The sequence below is a fragment of the Yersinia sp. 2541 StPb PI genome, assembly GCF_052217145.1.
Classification (GTDB): Bacteria; Pseudomonadota; Gammaproteobacteria; order Enterobacterales; family Enterobacteriaceae; genus Yersinia; species Yersinia enterocolitica_E.
This window is the reverse complement of sequence record NZ_JAZGQB010000001.1, coordinates 3860671-3881181: the sequence shown is the minus strand read 5'-3', so window position 1 is coordinate 3881181 and position 20511 is coordinate 3860671. Positions and strand designations below refer to the sequence as shown.

Genomic DNA, 20511 nt, shown 5'->3' with positions numbered 1-20511 from the left:
GAGGTATTAACCGGGCAAAAAGAGTTATGCCCGATTAATCGGTTTCTTGTCTGACTTATTACTGATTAATAACATATAAATACAGTGGTATTACCGGCAACGTATCACATTTCTGGCACATTGCGGCCATAGTAGATTTCCTGCATCTCTTTATATAACAGGCGAGTAATACGTTCTCTTTCTGCGGCACTCAGCTCTTCCGGCTTGGCGTTAAACAGATAATGCTTCAAATCGAAGTCTTTCAACATCATCTTGGTATGAAAGATGTTTTCTTGATAAACATTCACATCCATCATGTGATACAGCGACTTCATATCGTCAGACATGAAATTCTGAATCGAGTTGATCTTATGATCGATAAAATGCTTTATCCCATTGATATCACGGGTAAAACCTCGCACGCGATAATCCATCGTAACAATGTCGGACTCCAACTGATGGATAAGGTAATTCAGGGCTTTCAGCGGTGAAATCACTCCGCAGGTAGAGACTTCGATATCTGCGCGGAAAGTGCATAACCCCGCTTCAGGGTGGCTTTCTGGGTAGGTATGAACGCAGATATGGCTCTTGTCCAAATGGGCAACCACTGCATTTGGCAGCGGGCCGGGGTGCTCAGAGGTATCAACATCGCGCGGATCGACCGGTTCTTCGCTGACGAGAATGGTAACACTCGCCCCCTGAGGGTCGTAATCCTGACGTGCGACATTCAATATATTTGCGCCAATGATCGAGCAGGTTTCGCTCAAGATCTCGGTCAGGCGGTTGGCGTTGTACTGTTCGTCAATGTAGGCGATATAGCCATCGCGGTCGTCTGCGGTCTCGGCATAACAAATATCGTAAATACAAAAACTCAGGCTTTTGGTCAGGTTGTTGAAGCCGTGTAGTTTAAGCTTGGACAATTTAGTTCACCTCCTTATTTGGCTGTTAAGGCATCCAGCAGATACTGCGGCAAGGCAAAGCTGCCGACATGAATGGCTGGGTTATAGTAGCGGCAGTTTAGGCCTGCTTCAGCAAAACGCTGTTGTAGCGTGGCAAGATCCAACTGACGCAGCGAGGGGTTCTGAGTCGCCCACGCGAAGGTCATAATACCGCCATAATAGGTCGGAATTGCGGCCTGATAAAAACTGACATCACTGAAATAGTGGTTAAGCTTATTGTGGCTGCCGACGGCTTCATCCTGTTGTAGGAAGCATACGCCGTTTTGCGCCACAAAAATGCCGCCTTGGTTCAGGCTACGGGCACATCCCTCGTAGAAAACTGAGGTAAACAGGCTTTCTCCTGGGCCGATGGGATCGGTACAGTCGGAGATGATGACATCGAATTTTTCAGTGCTCTGGTTAACGAAATTAACACCATCATCAATAACTAATGTGAAACGAGGATCGTCATAGGCACCCGCACTGTGATTCGGCAGATATTGGCGGCAGAACTCCACGACACCGGCGTCAATTTCCACCATGGTAATCTGTTCGATATTTTTATGGCGGCTGACTTCACGCAGCATGGCACCATCACCACCACCGATGATAAGTACCTTCTTCACCTGACCGTGGGCCAGTAACGGCACATGAGTCATCATTTCGTGATAGATAAACTCATCGCGCTCGGTCGTCTGAACCACGCCATCCAGTGCCATGACACGGCCCAGCACGGGATTTTCAAAAATCACCAGATCCTGATGCTCGGTTTTCTCGTGGTACAGCACATTTTCTACTGAAAAATACTGACCGAAGTTGGCATGCAATGTTTCATACCATAGTTCTTTCTGTGACATGTTCGGGGCTTCTCCTTCGCAGTAACAGCCATGAAAAATGGGGGCAACATCATAGCCAACTCTGGATGAGGTTGCACGGTGGAATTTCAGACTGAAAGGATAAAGGCGGGATTGTTAGTTCGCGTAAGCCAATAAACTCAACGAGTCACGGGCCAGAGACTTGCATTTGGTAGGAACTGGAATAGCAATACCACGCAGGTCGCGATAACTCTCTTCGCCCAACGCTTTCATATTAAAGCTATTATAGTTACGCAGGTCCCAGCGATTTTGCTGAGCAAAATAGACGATAGCCCGTTTGATTTCGTTATTGGGTAATTCGTTATAACCACAATCATTTTTCAGATAGACAAATACCGCAGTCAGATCCGCAAGATCTTCTGCTTCGGATTCACTTAATGCAGAACTGGCAGATGAAAATCCGCACAGAGTAAGCAGCAGCATAACTAACGTTGTTCTTTTCATAGCGGAAACAGGCTTGTTCATTGTTAACAGACGTTATCACACTGTGATGGTTCAGAGTAAATTTTATTATACCCTTCGTACTTGAAGCCGCAGGGTTGTTAGCGATGCAGGTGACTCTCCCGCACCATGCGCCTTGCCAGGCGAGGTTACTGCAAGCAGATTTATCACCAGAATCACTTACCTGATTTGGATTGATTCACCAAGTGATTGATTACGTCTTGACCTTCCTGTAAGGGGAGGGTTTAAGCTCACAGACTGCTGTTTTTGTGTCTTGCAGGCACTCACTCATTATCAAGATGGAGACGACCATGCATCGCCGTGATTTTATTAAGTTAACGGCAGCTCTTGGAGCCGCCACTTCACTGCCGTTATGGAGCCGCGCGGCCTTGGCCGCAGATTTCTCACCACTGCCTATTCCACCTCTGCTCCAGCCCGATGCCAATAGCAAAATTAATTTGAATATCCAGACCGGTACTGTGGCCTGGCTACCCTCCACAGCAACGCAGACCTGGGGTTATAATGGCAATCTACTGGGGCCTGCTATCCGTTTGCAACGAGGCAAACCGGTCACTATTGATATCACTAATTCCCTACCAGAAGCGACCACGGTGCACTGGCACGGACTGGAAATCCCCGGCGAAGTGGACGGTGGTCCACAGGCACTGATTCAACCCGGCACAACCCGGCAGGTTGTTTTTAGTGTCGATCAACCGGCGGCTACCTGCTGGTTCCATCCCCACACTCATGGGAAGACTGGCCAGCAAGTGGCCATGGGCTTAGGCGGATTGGTCCTGATCGATGACAGTGAGAGCGAGAAACTTCCTCTGCCAAAGCTGTGGGGTGTAGATGATATTCCGGTTATTTTGCAGGATAAATTACTGGGTAAAGATGGGCAGATTGATTATCAGTTAGATGTGATGACGGCGGCTGTTGGTTGGTTTGGCGATCGGATGTTTACCAATGGAGCACACTATCCGCAGCAAATCACCCCACGCGGTTGGGTGCGGCTAAGGCTGCTCAATGGCTGTAATGCCCGCTCCCTTAATTTGGCACTCAGCGATGGCCGCCCGATGTATGTGATTGCCAGCGACGGTGGCTTACTGGCCGAACCGGTAGCCGTGCGTGAGTTGCCAATACTGATGGGTGAACGTTTTGAGGTGCTGGTGGATACCGCTGATGGTAAGCCGCTTGATCTGGTTACTTTGCCAGTGAAACAGATGGGTATGACCCTGGTCCCGTTCGATAAGCCATTACCGGTATTGCGCATTCAGCCATCACTGGCCGCAGGTAGCAAGGTGCTACCGGATTCGCTGGTTGTGGTACCGGCATTAGCCGATGCCACTGGCCTGCAAGAGCGCTGGTTCCAACTGATGATGGATCCGAAATTGGATATGTTAGGGATGCAAGCGCTGATGAGCCGTTATGGTATGCAAGCAATGGCTGGCATGAACATGGGTAACGGTGCCATGAATGGCATGGATCACAGCAATATGGCCGGTATGGAGAGTGGCAATATGAAAGGCATGGCGAGTGGCGCGATGAAAGGCACGGCGGCTTTTGATTTCAGCCATGCCAATATGATTAACGGCAAACCGTTCTCGATGACTGAACCGGCGTTTGACGCGAAGCTCGGGAAATTCGAGAAGTGGACCGTTTCTGGTGAAGGCGACATGATGTTACATCCTTTCCATGTCCACGGGACACAGTTCCGTATTTTGACAGAAAACGGCAAACCACCGGCAGAGCATCGCCGTGGCTGGAAAGATATTGTACGAGTGGAAGGTGCTCGCAGTGAGATATTAGTGCGTTTTAGTCACCTCGCACCAGCCAGTATGCCTTATATGGCCCACTGCCATCTGTTGGAACATGAAGATACTGGCATGATGTTGGGTTTTACCGTCAGCGCTTAGGGGGTATCAACAGGTTATGTGTGCGGCGGGTGAGTCCGTCGCAACATCGCTTAGGCTATGGTAAACTCAGCGGCTTTCTTGTGGCAAGTAACGTAAAAAAGCGACGTAAATACTTATGAAACACACTGTAGAAGTCATGATTTCCGAGCAGGAAGTCAAAGCCCGAATTGCCGAATTAGGCCGCCAAATCTCCGAACACTACCGCGACAGCGGCAGTGAAATGGTGCTGGTCGGGTTGCTCCGTGGCTCATTTATGTTTATGGCTGACTTATGCCGTGCCATTGATGTTTCCCATGAAGTCGATTTTATGACGGCCTCCAGCTACGGCAATGGCATGAGTACCACGCGAGATGTGAAAATCCTGAAAGATTTAGATGAAGATATCCGTGGTAAGGATGTGCTGATTGTTGAAGATATAATCGACTCCGGTAATACATTAAGTAAAGTGCGTGAAATTCTGCAATTGCGTGGGCCAAAATCATTGGCTATCTGCACGTTGCTGGATAAACCAGAGCGTCGCGAAGTTCAGGTGCCGGTTGAGTGGGTCGGCTTCGCTATTCCTGATGAATTCGTGGTGGGTTACGGTATCGATTATGCTCAAAGATATAGACATCTTCCTTATGTAGGAAAGGTTGTCATGTTTGACGAGTGATCAGGAACGGCTACTGTGCGTCGCCATTTTGAGATTACGCAGTACTTAGAATCCTCACGTACTACGTGTACGCTCCGGTTGTTGCGTGCTGGGCGCACTCAAACTGACTTAGCTCGCTACGCCTTATTTGCCGCTGGTCACTGCACGTCAATATTTTGAGTTCGAGTGTCTTTAGCAGCATTTAGGGATGGGAGAGGGTGTGCTTGAACACCCTCCCTGGCGACTGTTCAGTCTTTTCTATTAGGTTGCAGTAACTTTGCCATCGCTTCACGGTAAAGGACTTCAAGGCTACTGAGGCTGGTGGCCGAGACTTTCAAATCAGTCAGTTTGCCATCTTCAATACCATAGACCCAGCCGTGAATCATGGCTTTCTGCCCACGCTTCCAGGCGGACCGGACAATAGTCGAATGACCCAGGTTATAGACTTGTTCTACGACATTGATTTTACATAACATATCGCTGCGTTCTTCTTGTGGTAGCTCACCCAGCAGTGAGCTGTGCTTATACCAAAGATCACGAATATGCAGTAACCAGTTATCGATAAGGCCCATCTCTTCACCTTTGATCGCCGCTTCGACACCGCCACAACCAAGGTGACCACAGATAATGATGTGTTCGACCTGCAAAACATCGATGGCGTATTGCACCACGGACAAGCAGTTGAGATCCGTATGGATAACCAGATTGGCTACATTGCGGTGAACGAATAATTCACCCGCTTTTAGACCCGTTAGTTGCTCTGCGGGGACGCGGCTGTCTGAACAGCCAATCCACAGAAAACGGGGTTTCTGGGCTTGCGCCAGGTGTTCAAAAAAATCGGGGTCATCTTTACTGATAGAGTTTGACCACATGTCATTGTTCGCGAGGAGCTTCTCTATTTCTTTCATTAATGTAAATAGCCTGTAATGAACGGATTGCGATAAGATAATATACGGCAAGGATGACGATTTTGAAATCGGAACAGTGACCCTGTTGATCGCGCAATTTTCGTCTGCGTAACATCTTCTCGGTATCGACCCATGATCCCTTCTGCTCCCCGTAACTTGCCCTGACAGGCGAGCTAAGCAAGGCATGGGTATGCTGTTATCGCTGAGAAACTCATAGAATAAGGTTCTTTTTTACTTATGACATATGCACTGGAAATAACGCAACTAACCAAAACCTATGCAGGTGGCGTTCAGGCACTACGTGGCATTGATCTGCGCGTAGAGGCAGGTGATTTTTATGCCCTGCTTGGGCCGAATGGTGCGGGTAAATCGACCACCATTGGTATTATCAGTTCATTAGTGAACAAAACGTCCGGTAAGGTACAAGTTTTTGGTTACGATATTGATAACGATATCGTGAATGCCAAACGCCAACTTGGGTTAGTACCACAGGAGTTTAACTTCAACCCATTCGAGACGGTGTTGCAGATTGTGATTACCCAAGCGGGGTATTACGGCGTCACGCGGCGTGAGGCGTTACAACGTGCCGAGAAATACCTCACTCAGTTGGATTTGTGGAGCAAACGCAATGAGCGCGCTATCCGGCTGTCGGGCGGGATGAAGCGCCGTTTGATGATTGCGCGTGCGCTGATGCATGAGCCGAAGTTGCTAATCCTTGATGAACCTACCGCTGGGGTGGATATCGAGTTACGCCGCTCGATGTGGGGGTTCCTGAAAGAGCTGAATGCGCAGGGGACCACCATTATTCTGACTACTCACTATCTGGAAGAAGCAGAAATGCTGTGCCGTAACATTGGTATTATCCAGAATGGTGAACTGGTGGAAAATACCACCATGAAGCAGTTGCTTGGCAAACTTGAGTCAGAAACCTTTATTTTTGATTTGGGTATTAAAAGCCCGCTACCTAAGCTGGAAGGTTATGGCTATCGTCTGACGGACACCTCAACGCTGGAGGTTGATGTTAAGCGTGAGCAAGGTCTGAATGGTTTATTCAGTCAATTGAACGCTCAGGGAATTCAGGTACATAGTATGCGCAACAAGGCTAACCGTCTGGAAGAGCTATTTGTCACCTTGGTTAATGGTAACGGGGGAGAGAAAGCATGACCCGCCTATATTGGGTAGCATTACAGAGTATTTGGATCAAAGAAATCACGCGTTTTGCTCGTATCTGGATTCAAACACTGGTACCACCGGTGATTACTATGTCGCTCTATTTCGTTATTTTCGGCAACCTGATTGGTGCCCGAATTGGTGATATGGGCGGTTTTAATTATATGCAATTTATCGTTCCCGGCTTGATTATGATGGCGGTTATCACCAACTCATATGCCAACGTCGCTGCATCGTTCTTTGGTGCTAAATTCCAGCGCAGTATTGAAGAGTTGCTGGTAGCACCGGTACCCACACATATTGTGATTATCGGTTATGTCGGTGGTGGGGTCGCCCGTGGGATCTGTGTCGGTATTCTGGTAACGATTATCTCACTGTTCTTCGTACCGTTGCATGTCCACTCTTGGTCAATGATTGCACTGACATTGATGCTGACGGCCATTCTGTTTTCCCTCGGTGGGTTACTGAATGCGGTATTTGCCAAAACGTTCGATGATATCAGCCTGGTGCCTACTTTTGTGCTGACCCCCTTGACGTATCTGGGCGGGGTCTTTTACTCGCTATCATTACTGCCCCCTTTTTGGCAGGCGGTATCGAAACTAAATCCCATTGTGTACATGATAAGCGGGTTTCGTTATGGCTTCCTTGGGATTTCTGATGTGCCATTGGTATTGACCATTGGTGTTTTGGTGGTATTCATCGCGGTGTTTTATGCGTGGGCTTGGTATTTGATAGAGCGTGGTCGTGGGCTACGCACCTAATACCCTTCGGCCTTGACGTTACAGCGGTGTTGGCTACGTTCACTTACCCGAATCACTTACTACTGTAAGCTCATCGGGATGCGCTGACTTGCCGCCTTGCTGTAACGCCAATGACTTTGGGTATTCTTTTCGGCCTTGACGTTACAGCGGTGTTGGCTACGTTCACTTACCCGAATCACTTACTGCTGTAAGCTCATCGGGATGCGCTGACTTGCCGCCTTGCTGTAACGCCAATGATTTTGGCTATTAGCAGAGATTGATCGTGAATTATTAGTTAGTTAATTGTTGTTAATACTGGAATTTAAACGTAATAAATAATGTCCCCATCTAATATCGTCTTTCTCAACTTCTGGCGTCTCGTGCTATGCTGGCGCACCAGATTTTCCCCTTTTCAATTCAGCGCCAAATGCGCATAAGTAGAACGATAATGTGGCATAAAAACAGAATAGCTATTGGGATGCTACTCGGTCTTGTCATGTCGGTAATGATACCGGCAACCCATGCAGATCTCTTACCTGATGAAGCAACACTTACGCCTAAATATATGGTTGCACAGCGTGATAGCGAAATATATTCACTGGTTGGTGAGAAGGTCATTCCTGTCGGTGAGATTAAAGAAGATCAACTTATTCAGGTTTTACCCGCCGCGGCAGAATACTATGAATTTAAATTTGGTAATGGCATCGGCTTTATTGATAAGGACGATTTAGAAGATATCAACAAAGCACGAAAAACCAACGATATCTTGGGTGATTTGAATAAACCCCTGCCCAATCAAAATATATTGATCAAGCGCGAAACTCCTGTCTATCTGGCGGCGGATGTGCGCAGTGAGCAGTTTGCTACGCTGGTAGATAACTTGCGTTATCCTATCGTGGGTAAATTGAAAGACCGGTTAGGGAATACCTGGTATCAGGTCAATATTGGTGATCGCTTAGGCTATGTCAGTAGCGTCGATGCTGAAATCGATAACGGCATCCCGATCCTGACCTATCACCATATGTTGAAGAATGAGGAGAATAAACGTTTCCTCAATACATCAACCACCACCTCTGATGCGGCATTCAGTAACCAGATGACCTATCTCAAGCAGACAGGTTACGACACGATTTCGCTCTATCAGCTTGAAGGTTATCTCAATAACAAGATTAATCTGCCCGCAAAAGTTGTAGTACTGACCTTTGACGATGGTCTTAAATCGGTCCACCGCTACGCATATCCTATATTGAAAGAAAATGGCTTCCGGGCTACGGCGTTTATTATTTCATCACGAATTAAGCGCCATCCACAAAAATGGAACCCTGATTCATTACAGTTTATGAGTATCTCTGAATTGAAAGAGATTCAGGATGTATTTGATGTTCAGTCTCATACTCATTTTTTACACCGGACTGATAATAAACGTAACCCTATCTTATTGAGCCGTTCTTATCACAATATTGTTTTTGATTTTGAACACTCACGACGAGCGTTATCTCAATTTAATCCGCACGTGATCTTTCTGTCATATCCGTTCGGTGGCTTTAATCAAACTGCGATTGATGCTGCTAAAAATGCCGGTTTCCATTTGGCGGTGACCACCATACAAGGCAAGGTTAAACCCGGTGATAATCCGTATACCCTCAAACGGCTTTATATTCTGCGTACTGATTCAATACCGACTATGGCAGAGCGTATTGCCAATGAACCTGGCCAGCCGGTTGCCCCTGCACCTGCGGTGATGGAGTCGGATTAACTACTCGATGGTATGAAGAGGATATGAAAGATGGTGCTCTGGTAAGGCACCATTTTTTATCTTGAAAGACCAAGAATACAGGTGAGCAAACGTGGCTAACCTGAGCCTTCAGTAAGAAGGATATTACCCAAAGTAATTGGAGTCGCAGGTAGGCCAGCAAGTAAACGCATCCCGAGGAGCTGACTGAAGTCAGTGATTCGGGTAAGTGAACGTAGCTAACACCCCTGCGGCTTCAAGTACAAAGGGTAATTAAGCGACTTGAACCGGTACCGCTTTAGCTTTGCGTTGCAGTTGATTCTGACCTTCAAAATACGCCACTTTAGGGTGGTGCAATCGGGCATCAGCATCAGACATCTGTACGTAGGAACAGATGATCAGCTTATCACCGACACAAGCACAACGCGCCGCGGCACCATTCACCGAGATAATCCGTGAACCGCGTTCGGCGGCGATAGCATAAGTGGAAAAACGCTGACCATTATCAACGTTATAAATATCAATGGCTTCGTATTCCAAAATTCCAGCGGCTTCCAGAAAATCCTGATCGATAGCGCAGGAACCTTCATAGTGCAAATCAGCTTGAGTGACTTTGACCCGATGCAGTTTGCCTTGCAACATAGTGCGTATCATAACTCTTACCTTTGACCCCGGTTATTACCCAGAATAAGTCTGGCATCCTATCCCATCATCGATTGATTTAGGGAGAAGCATCCAGTTTTGCTGATTTTATACCGCTTGTCTATGGCTCAGCGATTGAGTGATAAAAACAGGAGACTAAAACGGGTCTGCGGCTAGCGGAACAGGGACTTGCTATCAAGCCCCCGATCCCATCGGTCTATCGGTTGCTTGTGCAGACTTTGGTCGCAGATATAGGCATACTGGGTCGCCACTAGGGGTGGAGATTGTGTATTTATTGGTGTTAATGTTCATTCTTATATTTAATATAAATTCGTCATTTTTATCAGTAATAGTGAAATGTTGCTCTTGGTTATTAGACCCCTTAGGCTGAGAAAATCTCTCTTCATATCCTGGTGCTGCTAACTGTTTTAATTGATTAAATGCTTTTGCTATGTTGCCGCGAATTTCCTCCGGGTTCATTGCATCGGTATTATTCAGAGGATGGTACAGTTGATAGAGACAATCCAATGCTTCAGCATGATGGGTACAACAGAAAAAGTCCTTTATTATCTCCCATAGACTCATCGATGGTGGTGTTGTGTTTTTCGCTATATTAGCGATGACTGAGTGACTAATCTCAGTGGAAAACAGATGATTTCCAACCCTAATTCCCATCTTCAACCCCCTTTTATTTATGCGATGTATTACATACAAAAGGCAAAGAAAATGCTTTCGGGTTAACACCTTGTTTGGTGAAGAATAAGAGGAGCAGGGAAGGGGGATGTGCGGTGAAAACCGGGCTCGGCCGCTATTCACCGCAGTCAGGGGTTAACTACGCAAATCAACCTGTTGGTTATCAATCAGGCGTGCTTTACCCAGCCAGGCGGCCAGCAGGATAACGGCTTGTTTACTGTCGATGGTCAATGGTTGCAAAGTGTGGGCATCGCGGATAAACAGTTCATCCGGGGTAAAACCGGCATGACGTAATTGCTCTGCGGTGTCAGCCAGCAAATCATCAATCTGCCTTTCACCCAAGATCAGTTTCTCGGCCAGAGCTTGCATTATCTTATTGAGCTGCGGGGCGATTTTTCGCTCTTCAGCCGTCAGATAGCCATTGCGGGAACTCAGTGCCAGACCATCTTTCGCCCGCACAATCGGCACCCCGACAACATTGATGTCATAGCCCATATCCGCCACCATTTTACGGATCAGTGCCAGTTGCTGATAATCTTTTTCACCAAAACAGGCAACATCTGGTTGCACCAGATTGAACAGTTTGCTGACGATAGTGGATACACCACGGAAATGACCAGGGCGACTGGCACCTTCTAAAATAGTAGACAGGGCAGGGACGTCGACATAGGTCTGGCTTTCCAGACCGGCTGGATAGACATCGACTGCCGCAGGGGCGAATACCAGATCCACACCGTGACGGGTCAACTTCTCGCAATCTTCCTGCAAAGTGCGTGGGTAGCGAGCTAAATCATCCGAGCGTTCAAATTGCAGCGGATTGACAAAAATACTCACGACCACCACATCGGCACGGGTTTTGGCATCTTCCACTAATGTCATATGCCCTTCATGCAGGTTACCCATGGTTGGTACCAGTGCAACTCGCTTTCCTTCCTGACGCCAACGGCGAATTTGCTGACGCAATAGCGGCAGGGTTTCAATAATCAGCATTCTTCTCTCCGATACCGGTCATCTTTCAAATTGCAGGTGTGTTGGCTGCGGTGATTACTCGACCCATTCATGGGCCTCACCTCTGCTTGCCGCCTTCCTGCATCTTGAAATCTATTGGGTATAAATAGGATGTAATAGCAGCGTATTATCCGCAAAATTTACTGGAATGTATGTTCTTCCGCCGGATATAGGCCACTTTCAACTTCCTGAATATACAGCTTAATGGCGGCGCGAATATCACCGGCACTTTGTGCCAGGAAATTCTTACTGAATTTAGGGGTATGACCGCCAGTAATGCCCAGCGCATCGTGCATAACCAGTATCTGCCCGTCAGTGACATTACCAGCACCAATACCAATCACCGGAATAGCCAGCTCTTCGCTAACCCGTTTTGCCAGTTCTACTGGCACGCATTCCAGTACCAATAATTGCGCCCCCGCGAGTTCAAGTGCCAGTGCATCTTTCAGTAGCTGATTTGCTGCTACTTCTTCGCGGCCTTGTACTTTGTAGCCACCGAAGATATTAACTGACTGCGGGGTTAATCCCAGATGCCCGCATACCGGAACGGCACGTTCAGCGAGCATGCGCACGGTATCACATAACCAGCTACCGCCTTCCAGTTTGACCATATTGGCCCCGGCGCGCATCAACTCTGCGGCATTAGTAAATGTTTGCTCTGGTGTGGCATAACTCATGAAGGGCATATCTGCCAATAATAGGCAATGAGGCGCACCTCGGCGCACCGCACGGGTGTGATAAGCCACATCCACGGTGGTTACTGGCAGAGTCGAGTCGAAGCCTTGTAACGTCATACCGAGCGAATCACCCACCAGCAGTACCTCAATACCTTGCTCGACAAACAACTGGGCAAAACTGGCATCATAGGCTGTCAGTGTGGCGAACTTACGCTTTTCTTGTTTCCATTGACGCAAGTGGCTCATGGTGGTGGCTTTCATCACTCTTTTCTCCTGAGACAAGGGGTTAAGATGGTGGGGATATCAGATAGGGATGCTATATGTTGAATTTGGCAAGTATGAGTTACCAAGGCACCAGACCGTTTTTATCCACCCATTTAAGGCGTTCTGATAATGCTTCGCCATCGGGGAAAATCAGGTCAGGTGCGATATCAGCCAGCGGATAGAGCATAAACTCGCGCTCTTTCAAACCATAGTGCGGCACAGTCAGGCGATCGGTTGTTATCACCTGTGAGCCATACAGCATGATATCCAGGTCCAGCGTTCGTGGCCCCCAGCGTTGTTCTTTCCTTACCCGGCCCTGATTGCGTTCAATGGCTTGAGTGTGGTCCAGCAGTTGCTCGGGTGGTAGTGAGGTATCTAACGCTACCACGGCATTAAGAAAATCTGGCTGATCTTGTGGGCCTAACGGTTTGGTGCGATAAAATGGCGAACATGCAACTAACCGGGTGCGTGGCAGATGCTCCAACGCTTCCAGGGCGGTTTTAACCTGTTGCAGTGGCATAGCCTGATTGCTGCCTAACGCGATATAGACCCGGATCATGATGCGAATTATGCCCCTTCTTTACGTGGTGCTGGCTTACGTGGGCGGCGGGGACGAGAGCGTCGTGGTGCCGGATCAGCCCCTAACGTATTCAGCATGGTTTTCTGCTGTAGCGGTGTGGCTTCCTGGAACTCCCCCCACCATTGTGTCAAACGCTGCAACTCATGGTTATTTTCCACTTCAGCCCGCAGCGCTAACAGATCATAAGCAGCACGGAATTTCGGATGTTCCATCAACTTGTGCGCACGTTTACCCTGACGGCGAGACAGGCGCAGTTGCAGCAGCCAGATATCTCGTACCAGTGAGGTAATACGTTTTGGAACGGCCAGCGAACGGCACTCTTCATCCAGCACATCATTCATTGCCAGCGCAAAGGCATCGTAATACGCCAAACCGCTTTCCTGCGTCAGTTTTTGCGCATGTTCAATCAACGGATACCAAAGCATAGCCGCAAATAAGAACGCTGGGTTGACGCGTTGATCATTATGCAAACGATGGTCAGTATTTTTTAGTACCTGAACCAGAATGCGCTCCATCGGAGAGTCATGCTGCTCAGTGAAATTGCGTGCAATCAGTGGGAATAATGGTTGGAACAACTGATATTCACACAGTTTTAAATAGGTTTTATAACCATAACCCGATTGCAACAGTTTGAGTGATTCTTCAAACAGGCGCGCTGGCGGGATCTCGTGCAGTAATGAGGCCAGACGTGGGATCGGCTCAGCGGTTTCCGGGCTGATCGTCATATCCAATTTGGCGGCAAAACGCACTGCACGCAGCATGCGCACGGGATCTTCACGGTAACGAGTTTCAGGATCACCAATCAGCCGGATAATGCCTTCTTTCAGATCACGCAAGCCACCGGTGTAATCACGCAGGGCAAAATCAGAAATACCGTAGTAGAGGCTGTTAATGGTGAAATCACGGCGCTGAGCATCATCTTCGATGGTGCCAAAAATATTGTCACGCAGCAGCATGCCATTTTGCGCTTGCTGGGAAGAGTTCTTGTCGCTATCTTCCGCCGGTTGTTGCTCATGGTGACCACGGAAAGTGGCAACTTCAATGATCTCAGGGCCAAACATGACATGGGCCAGGCGAAAACGGCGGCCAACCAGACGACAGTTACGGAATAATTTCCGCACTTGTTCTGGTGTCGCGCTGGTGGTGATATCAAAATCTTTCGGTTTTTTGCCCAGTAACAGGTCGCGGACGCCGCCGCCAACCAGATAGGCTTCATAGCCTGATTTATTCAGGCGATAGAGAACCTTCAGCGCATTATCGCTGATTTCTCTACGGGAAATATTGTGCTGATCTCGCGGAATAATCGTCATCAGACTCTGTTGTGAAGCAGGCACCGCATGATTCTTGCGGCCAGTATTTGTTCTGGCAGGCCTTTTCTCTTTGCGGGCCACGCTATCTTCACCGGGCACTTTATCTTTACGGGCACTACCATCACGGGCCGTATCATCACGGACAGCTTTGTTATCGCGTTCTGATTTATCATCGCGAATCAGTACCTTACGGCAGAAATTGGCTACTCGGGTAAAAATGGTACACCTCGATAGTGGCTAATAAATAACAGAACTACAGAAAAACAGCGGCTAATCATAGCTCACCGTGCTTACTTTGAGAATGCCGTTGTGTTTTCAGTGACTGCTATTGTCCCGTGAAGCGGAATTGCTGCCAACGTCCAATTTTCGACTGCAAAACGTAATAATAACGGTAAATCAAGATCTTGCCAGCATTCTGGCAGCGGTTGATGTAAAAACTTCAATGCATCAACCAAAATCGGGCGCGGATCGCCATCCGGTAGCGGTGTTGCATGGTTTTGCTTGGATAACTTATTACCGTCATGATTCAGTGCCAATGGCAAGTGCAAATAGCTCGGAACGGGCTGTTGTAACTGTTGGTAGAGGGCTATTTGGCGCACGGTAGGTTCAATCAAATCAGCCCCACGCACAATTTCTGTCACGCCTTGAAAAGCATCATCAACCACCACAGCTAAATTATAAGCAAACAAGCCATCTCTGCGGCGGATAATAAAATCCTCTTGTGCCAGCGCAGATTCAACATGCAACTCACCCAGTAATTTATCATAAAAGGCATAAATCGGCTGTGTCTGTCGCAAACGAATGGCGGCACTATCAGCAGGTAAATGGCGGTCACGGCAATAACCGTCGTAGAATCCCCCTAGCTGTTGAATGCGGCTGCGTGTACACGTGCAGTAATAACTCAGGCCCTGCTGTTTCAACCAGTCTAATGTGGCGCGATAGGCTTCATGACGCTGGGACTGATAGATAACCTGACTGTCCCAATGGAGGCCATAGTGATCTAATGCCGCCAGGATACGGGAAGCAGCTCCGGGAATTTCTCGAGGGGGGTCAATATCTTCAATGCGAACTAGCCAGTTCCCGCGTTGAGCACGGGCTTGCAGGTAACTTCCGAGTGCGGCAATCAGTGAACCAAAATGTAAATCACCAGACGGGGATGGGGCAAAACGGCCCACGTACTTATGTTGCCGAACATCGTGTTGCTGAACATAATGTTGCAGCACACTGGGCTGTTGAGTACTGATATCTTCGGACATAAAAAGGGAAGGGAATTCCGCGTAATAGATACGGTGCCGGAGGTGACTCTGGCACCGTGTTATACCCTTCATATTTGGAGTTGTAGGGTTGTTAGCTACGCCTCTCGCCCGAATTACTTACGTTTGTTAGCGCATCGGGATTCGTTCGCTTGCTGCCTATCTACAACGCCAATTTCATTGGGTATGCAGTTAGCCTGCCATCTGCTTTTCGCGGATTTCGGCCAGGGTTTTACAGTCAATGCACAAATCTGCAGTTGGCCGTGCTTCCAGACGACGGATACCAATTTCTACGCCACAAGACTCGCAGAAACCGAAATCGTCATCCTCGACTTTTTTCAGCGTTTTTTCGATCTTTTTAATCAGTTTACGCTCGCGGTCGCGGTTACGAAGTTCAAGACTAAACTCTTCTTCCTGCGCAGCACGGTCTACCGGATCAGGGAAATTAGCGGCTTCGTCTTGCATGTGCGATACAGTACGATCCACTTCATCCCTGAGCTGGTTGCGCCATGCTTCAAGAATCAGCTTGAAATGCGACAGCTGGGCGGCATTCATATACTCTTCGCCTGGCTTCTCTTGGTACGGTTCTACCCCAGCGATGGCGAGAATGCTCAAGGACGAGGTTTTACGTTTTTGCCCTTCTTGCATGATGCTTCTCCTACATTCATACGCACTATCGAAATCCCCAATACGGGGAAAAATCAGGCCGCTATAAATACCAGAAGGAAGGTAGGTTAGCAATTATTCCTGTCGCCTGCTTGACAATGGTGTGAAGGAAGGCGTATTTGGCGAACAACTTTCTCCAATAATCGCTTCTTTATTCAGCGCTTGTTGGTGAGAGCGTTTCAGCCAGTAATAACGGTATGCGGGCGTCCAGCGCAATACCGTCAGGCGATAGTTGAAAACCGTAGCAAATAACCTCCACTCCTGCTTGCTGAGCCTGGGCCAGCAATTCTGCATAGCGATTGTCAATGTGTCGGGCCGCAGCGACTTGCCTGATGCCCGTATGCAATACGGCAAAAAAAAGTACCGCCCGGTGACCGTCGGCAACCATGCTTTGTAACTCCCTGAGATGCTTCTGACCCCGTAGGGTGACGGCATCCGGGAAATACCCACACTGTTGCTGTAATAAGGTAACCGACTTGACTTCAATATAGCAGTTAGACCTATTTTCTGCCTGCAATAACAAGTCTATACGGCTGTTCTCGTCTCCATATTTAATCTCTCTTTTGACAGAAGTGTAACCAGATAATTCAACAATATGGTTTTTATCTATCGCAGAGCTGACTAACTCATTGGCCCGTAAGGTATTTACGCAAATCCAATCACCACTTTGGGTGTGCGTTAACTCCCAACTGTGGGGATACTTACGTTTCGGGTTATCTGAGGTCGAATACCAAACTGTATCACCGGGCGTCGCGCAACCCGTCATTGCCCCAGTATTAGCGCAATGAATGGTTAATGATTCTCCAGCGGGTGTCACAATATCAGCTAAAAAGCGTTTATACCGCAGGATAAGTGTGGCGGGCTGTAACCGTGGGTTAAAAGATAACAATTGAGGGTTAGACGTCATCAAATTTCCTTTCGCCGCCAGCCAGCGGCCAGCTTTGTATCAGGGTATAGCGGGTGCGACCGCGCACCAATACTGACTCATACAGTGAGAAGTGGTCTACGCACAAGCGTTGATTATTGGTTTTGGCCGGTATAGCTACCGGGTGGGTAGCGCCACGCAACAAGGTCACATGGGGGTGGAATGGCAGTGATGTTTGGGCGCAACCACTGCGCGCAGCCTGAGATCGCAGCAACTGCGCCAACTGCAACAGGCCCCGGGGCGGATTTTTACAGCCAAGCCATATCACACCCGAACCAGGCCAATGGCCGACATCATCTAAGGTTACGCTGAAGCCAGTCTGGCTGATACGCCCGGCTTGCTGCTGCAATACCTGTGCTTTAGCGGCACTTATATCGCCAAGAAATGCCAGTGTCAGGTGCATATTAGCGGCTTCGATAGGGCGACCGGCCTCGGGTGGGAAGCTCGCCGCCCGCCATTGCACAATATCCTGCTGCATGGTTTCAGGCAGTGTCAGGGCAAAGAACATGCGACGGAAACTTGTTTTAGTTTTATCAATGGTATTTATCATCTGGTTGGCATAATCACTCGGCTAAATACGCTCTACGGCCATGATGTTACAATGACTGATGATGAAAGTAGAGCATGGAGACAAATGTGGTGGTGAACCAGAAAGAGCGTGATGCGACAGTGATTGCTTTACCGGTAAGTGAAGTGCTCAGCGAGATACTCTCTGCGTTGCAAACCTCATCGCAAGTCTTACTCCATGCCCCGACCGGCGCGGGGAAATCGACCTGGTTACCGCTGCAAATCCTGCAATACAGTGGGTTGCCAGGGCGGATTATCATGCTGGAACCACGGCGGCTGGCGGCGAAAAATGTGGCTTACCGCCTGGCGCAACAACTGGGGGAACAACCCGGCCAGACGGTAGGCTATCGGATGCGTGCTGAAAGCAAAAGCGGGCCAGATACGCGTTTGGAAGTAGTAACCGAAGGCATTTTGACGCGCATGCTCCAACAGGATGCTGAGCTAACGGGCGTCTCGCTGGTGATCCTTGATGAATTCCATGAACGCAGTTTGCAAGCTGATTTAGCGCTGGCGCTATTGCTGGATGTACAGCAGGGGCTGCGCGATGACCTAAAACTGTTAATCATGTCCGCGACTCTGGACAACCAGCGTCTTTCCTCGCTACTTCCTTGCGCGCCAGCCATTGTCTCGGCTGGGCGCAGCTTTCCCGTCGATCGTTGCTATCAGCCGCTATCAAGCCATGAGCGGCTTGAAGATGGGGTTGCCAGTCGGGTTAAGCGTTTATTAAATGAGCAAACCGGTTCTTTATTGCTATTTTTACCCGGTGTCGGTGAAATCCATCGCGTGATGGAGCGCTTGCACGGTGCCGTAGCCAACGACACAGATCTTTGCCCGCTGTATGGTGCGCTGCCGCTCAATGAACAGCAGAAAGCGATTCAACCGGCTCTCGCCGGACGGCGCAAAGTGGTGCTGGCGACTAATATTGCCGAAACCAGTTTGACCATTGAAGGTATTCGGCTGGTGGTGGACAGTGGCCTGGAGCGGGTAGCGTGTTTTGATGTGAAAAATGGCCTGACCCGATTAGTCACCCAGCGTATCAGTCAGGCCTCAATGATTCAGCGTGCCGGGCGTGCCGGGCGGCTGGAACCGGGTATCTGCTGGCATTTGTTTGCTAAAGAGCAAGCCGATCGAGCAGCGGAATACAGTGAGCCGGAAATCCTCAACAGCGATCTATGCAGCTTATGGTTGGAACTGCTGAATTGGGGCTGTCAGGATGTGGCACAACTGAGCTGGCTGGATCAACCGCCGCAGGCGGCACTCATTGTCGCGCGCGAATTATTGATGCGACTCGGGGCCATCAACACCCATGGCCACCTTAGTGCTACGGGGCGCAGTATGGCGAGTTTAGGTTGTGAACCGCGTTTGGCGGCCATGTTGTGCTTTGCCGCTGAACAAAGCCCCGATGCGTTGGCAACGGCGGCATTGCTGGCCGCCATTTTGGAAGAACCACCCCGTTCTGGTCAGATTGATTTACACGATTGGCTTAGTCGGCCGCAACCTCACTGGCAGCGCCGGGCACGGCAATTGACGCAAAGAGTCAACCGCCGTTCAGGCAACGTGGACAGTAATCTCGCCGGCCAATTGCTGGCACTGGCTTACCCTGATCGCATCGCGCAGCAGAGAGGGCTGGATGGTCGCTACCTGTTGGCTAACGGTATGGGGGCTGCAATGGCTCAGGATGAGGCGCTGTCACGTACCCCCTGGCTAGTGGCCGCCAACTTATTACAAAGCAACAGCGGGCCGGATGCGCGTATTTTGCTGGCATTGCCGATTGATGTTGAACAACTGGTAAAACAATTACCCCGGTTAGTCGACGAGCGGACGGTGGTGGAATGGGATGAAGAAAAGGGTACGCTGCGGGCCTGGCGACGCTGGCAAATCGGGCGTTTGACCTTACGGGCGCAACCGTTAGCCAAGCCGAGCGATGAGGCATTGCAATCGGCATTACTTAACTGGATACGCGAGCAAGGGTTGCAGGTACTTAATTGGGATGAGCATGCCGAGCAGTTACGCGTTCGATTACAATGTGCTGCCCGCTGGCTACCTGAGGAGCCTTGGCCTGCGATGGATGATGACAGTTTGCTGAGCAAACTTGAGCTGTGGTTACAGCCGTCGCTGTCCGGCGTGCGGGCTTTCCGCGGATTGCGGCAAGTGAATATTAGCGAGGCATTAACCCGCTTGTTGAGCTGGCAGTTACGTCAACGGCTGGATACTGAGCTGCCAACTCATTACACTGTGCCCACGGGGAGCCGCCTGCCAATCCGTTATTATGTCGAGCGGCCACCGGTACTGGCGGTGCGTTTGCAGGAGGTCTTTGGCGAACAACACAGCCCGATGCTGGCCTGCGGGCGGGTGGCGGTGGTGTTAGAACTGCTCTCCCCGGCACATCGGCCATTACAGATTACGGGTGATCTAGCCGCTTTCTGGCAAGGCGCATATCGGGAGGTACAAAAAGAGATGAAAGGGCGTTATCCCAAACATGTCTGGCCGGATGACCCTGCCAATACCCGGCCAACCCGCAGGACCAAGAAGTATCAGAGCCAATAATTTCAGATGTTTCCCCTTTCTATTCGATAAATTGGGGAACACATTAAGCCGC

The 20511-nt window shown here is 49.2% G+C and carries 20 protein-coding genes; 6 read left to right on the top strand and 14 right to left on the bottom strand.

All coding sequences use genetic code 11. The features are described 5' to 3' along the window. Window positions 1-104: 104 nt before the first annotated feature. The 3 genes from speD to V1953_RS17455 form a co-directional block, all read right to left on the bottom strand. Window positions 105-899 (bottom strand): adenosylmethionine decarboxylase, encoded by a 795-nt coding sequence (gene speD / locus V1953_RS17465; protein WP_083160476.1) that lies wholly within the window; start codon window positions 897-899, stop codon window positions 105-107. A gap of 14 nt (window positions 900-913) precedes the next feature. Next, window positions 914-1774 (bottom strand): polyamine aminopropyltransferase, encoded by an 861-nt coding sequence (gene speE, locus V1953_RS17460; protein WP_083160474.1) that lies wholly within the window; start codon window positions 1772-1774, stop codon window positions 914-916. 114 nt (window positions 1775-1888) lie between these two features. Further along, a complete protein-coding gene (locus tag V1953_RS17455; protein ID WP_016266377.1) occupies window positions 1889-2236 on the bottom strand; it encodes a YacC family pilotin-like protein in 348 nt (115 codons plus the stop codon). 308 nt (window positions 2237-2544) lie between these two features. On the opposite strand from V1953_RS17455, the gene cueO reads away from it, so the two are divergent. After that, window positions 2545-4146, top strand: coding sequence for a multicopper oxidase CueO (gene cueO / locus V1953_RS17450; RefSeq protein ID WP_442851162.1), 1602 nt, complete (start codon window positions 2545-2547; stop codon window positions 4144-4146). A 115-nt stretch (window positions 4147-4261) separates the two neighbouring features. Beyond that, on the top strand, window positions 4262-4798 hold the full coding sequence (hpt, locus tag V1953_RS17445) for a hypoxanthine phosphoribosyltransferase (protein WP_083160470.1): 537 nt from the start codon (window positions 4262-4264) through the stop codon (window positions 4796-4798). 227 nt (window positions 4799-5025) lie between these two features. On the opposite strand, the gene can is transcribed toward hpt, so the two are convergent. Further along, entirely contained in the window at window positions 5026-5685 is a 660-nt protein-coding gene (can, locus tag V1953_RS17440; protein WP_050086084.1) for a carbonate dehydratase, read from the bottom strand. A 237-nt stretch (window positions 5686-5922) separates the two neighbouring features. Here can and V1953_RS17435 point away from each other — a divergent pair, with 237 nt between their 5' ends. The 3 genes from V1953_RS17435 to V1953_RS17425 all read left to right on the top strand — a co-directional run bounded on the left by V1953_RS17435 (window position 5923) and on the right by V1953_RS17425 (window position 9351). Beyond that, complete coding sequence (locus tag V1953_RS17435; RefSeq protein ID WP_442851161.1) at window positions 5923-6849, top strand: ABC transporter ATP-binding protein; 927 nt, start codon at window positions 5923-5925, stop codon at window positions 6847-6849. Beyond that, window positions 6846-7616 carry an ABC transporter permease gene (locus tag V1953_RS17430; protein ID WP_083160466.1) on the top strand — a complete coding sequence of 257 codons (771 nt, stop codon included), beginning with the start codon at window positions 6846-6848 and terminating at the stop codon, window positions 7614-7616. The genes V1953_RS17435 and V1953_RS17430 overlap by 4 nt, the downstream gene beginning before the upstream one ends. Before the next feature lie 427 nt (window positions 7617-8043). Then, window positions 8044-9351 carry a polysaccharide deacetylase family protein gene (locus V1953_RS17425; RefSeq protein WP_102970472.1) on the top strand — a complete coding sequence of 436 codons (1308 nt, stop codon included), beginning with the start codon at window positions 8044-8046 and terminating at the stop codon, window positions 9349-9351. Between the two features lie 249 nt (window positions 9352-9600). On the opposite strand, the gene panD is transcribed toward V1953_RS17425, so the two are convergent. The 10 genes from panD to thpR all read right to left on the bottom strand — a co-directional run bounded on the left by panD (window position 9601) and on the right by thpR (window position 17895). After that, complete coding sequence (gene panD, locus V1953_RS17420; protein WP_032905470.1) at window positions 9601-9981, bottom strand: aspartate 1-decarboxylase; 381 nt, start codon at window positions 9979-9981, stop codon at window positions 9601-9603. 183 nt (window positions 9982-10164) lie between these two features. Further along, window positions 10165-10644, bottom strand: a complete 480-nt coding sequence (locus tag V1953_RS17415; protein WP_372568686.1) for a hypothetical protein — start codon at window positions 10642-10644, stop codon at window positions 10165-10167. Window positions 10645-10797: 153 nt separating this feature from the next. After that, entirely contained in the window at window positions 10798-11652 is an 855-nt protein-coding gene (gene panC, locus V1953_RS17410) for a pantoate--beta-alanine ligase (protein WP_442851160.1), read from the bottom strand. Between the two features lie 158 nt (window positions 11653-11810). Further along, window positions 11811-12608, bottom strand: coding sequence for a 3-methyl-2-oxobutanoate hydroxymethyltransferase (gene panB, locus V1953_RS17405; RefSeq protein ID WP_442851338.1), 798 nt, complete (start codon window positions 12606-12608; stop codon window positions 11811-11813). Between the two features lie 82 nt (window positions 12609-12690). Further along, entirely contained in the window at window positions 12691-13170 is a 480-nt protein-coding gene (gene folK / locus V1953_RS17400; protein ID WP_083160458.1) for a 2-amino-4-hydroxy-6-hydroxymethyldihydropteridine diphosphokinase, read from the bottom strand. Between the two features lie 8 nt (window positions 13171-13178). Continuing rightward, window positions 13179-14501, bottom strand: coding sequence for a polynucleotide adenylyltransferase PcnB (gene pcnB / locus V1953_RS17395; protein WP_372559821.1), 1323 nt, complete (start codon window positions 14499-14501; stop codon window positions 13179-13181). Between the two features lie 290 nt (window positions 14502-14791). Further along, a complete protein-coding gene (gene gluQRS, locus V1953_RS17390) occupies window positions 14792-15757 on the bottom strand; it encodes a tRNA glutamyl-Q(34) synthetase GluQRS (RefSeq protein ID WP_372568688.1) in 966 nt (321 codons plus the stop codon). Window positions 15758-15946: 189 nt separating this feature from the next. Then, a complete protein-coding gene (dksA, locus tag V1953_RS17385; RefSeq protein ID WP_002209354.1) occupies window positions 15947-16402 on the bottom strand; it encodes an RNA polymerase-binding protein DksA in 456 nt (151 codons plus the stop codon). 169 nt (window positions 16403-16571) lie between these two features. Continuing rightward, on the bottom strand, window positions 16572-17327 hold the full coding sequence (gene sfsA, locus V1953_RS17380) for a DNA/RNA nuclease SfsA (protein ID WP_193784723.1): 756 nt from the start codon (window positions 17325-17327) through the stop codon (window positions 16572-16574). Then, window positions 17317-17895, bottom strand: a complete 579-nt coding sequence (gene thpR / locus V1953_RS17375; RefSeq protein ID WP_442851159.1) for an RNA 2',3'-cyclic phosphodiesterase — start codon at window positions 17893-17895, stop codon at window positions 17317-17319. Before thpR ends, sfsA begins: the two co-directional genes overlap by 11 nt. A gap of 74 nt (window positions 17896-17969) precedes the next feature. Between thpR and hrpB the strand changes: the two genes are divergently transcribed. Next, entirely contained in the window at window positions 17970-20459 is a 2490-nt protein-coding gene (gene hrpB, locus V1953_RS17370) for an ATP-dependent helicase HrpB (protein ID WP_442851158.1), read from the top strand. Window positions 20460-20511: the final 52 nt, after the last annotated feature.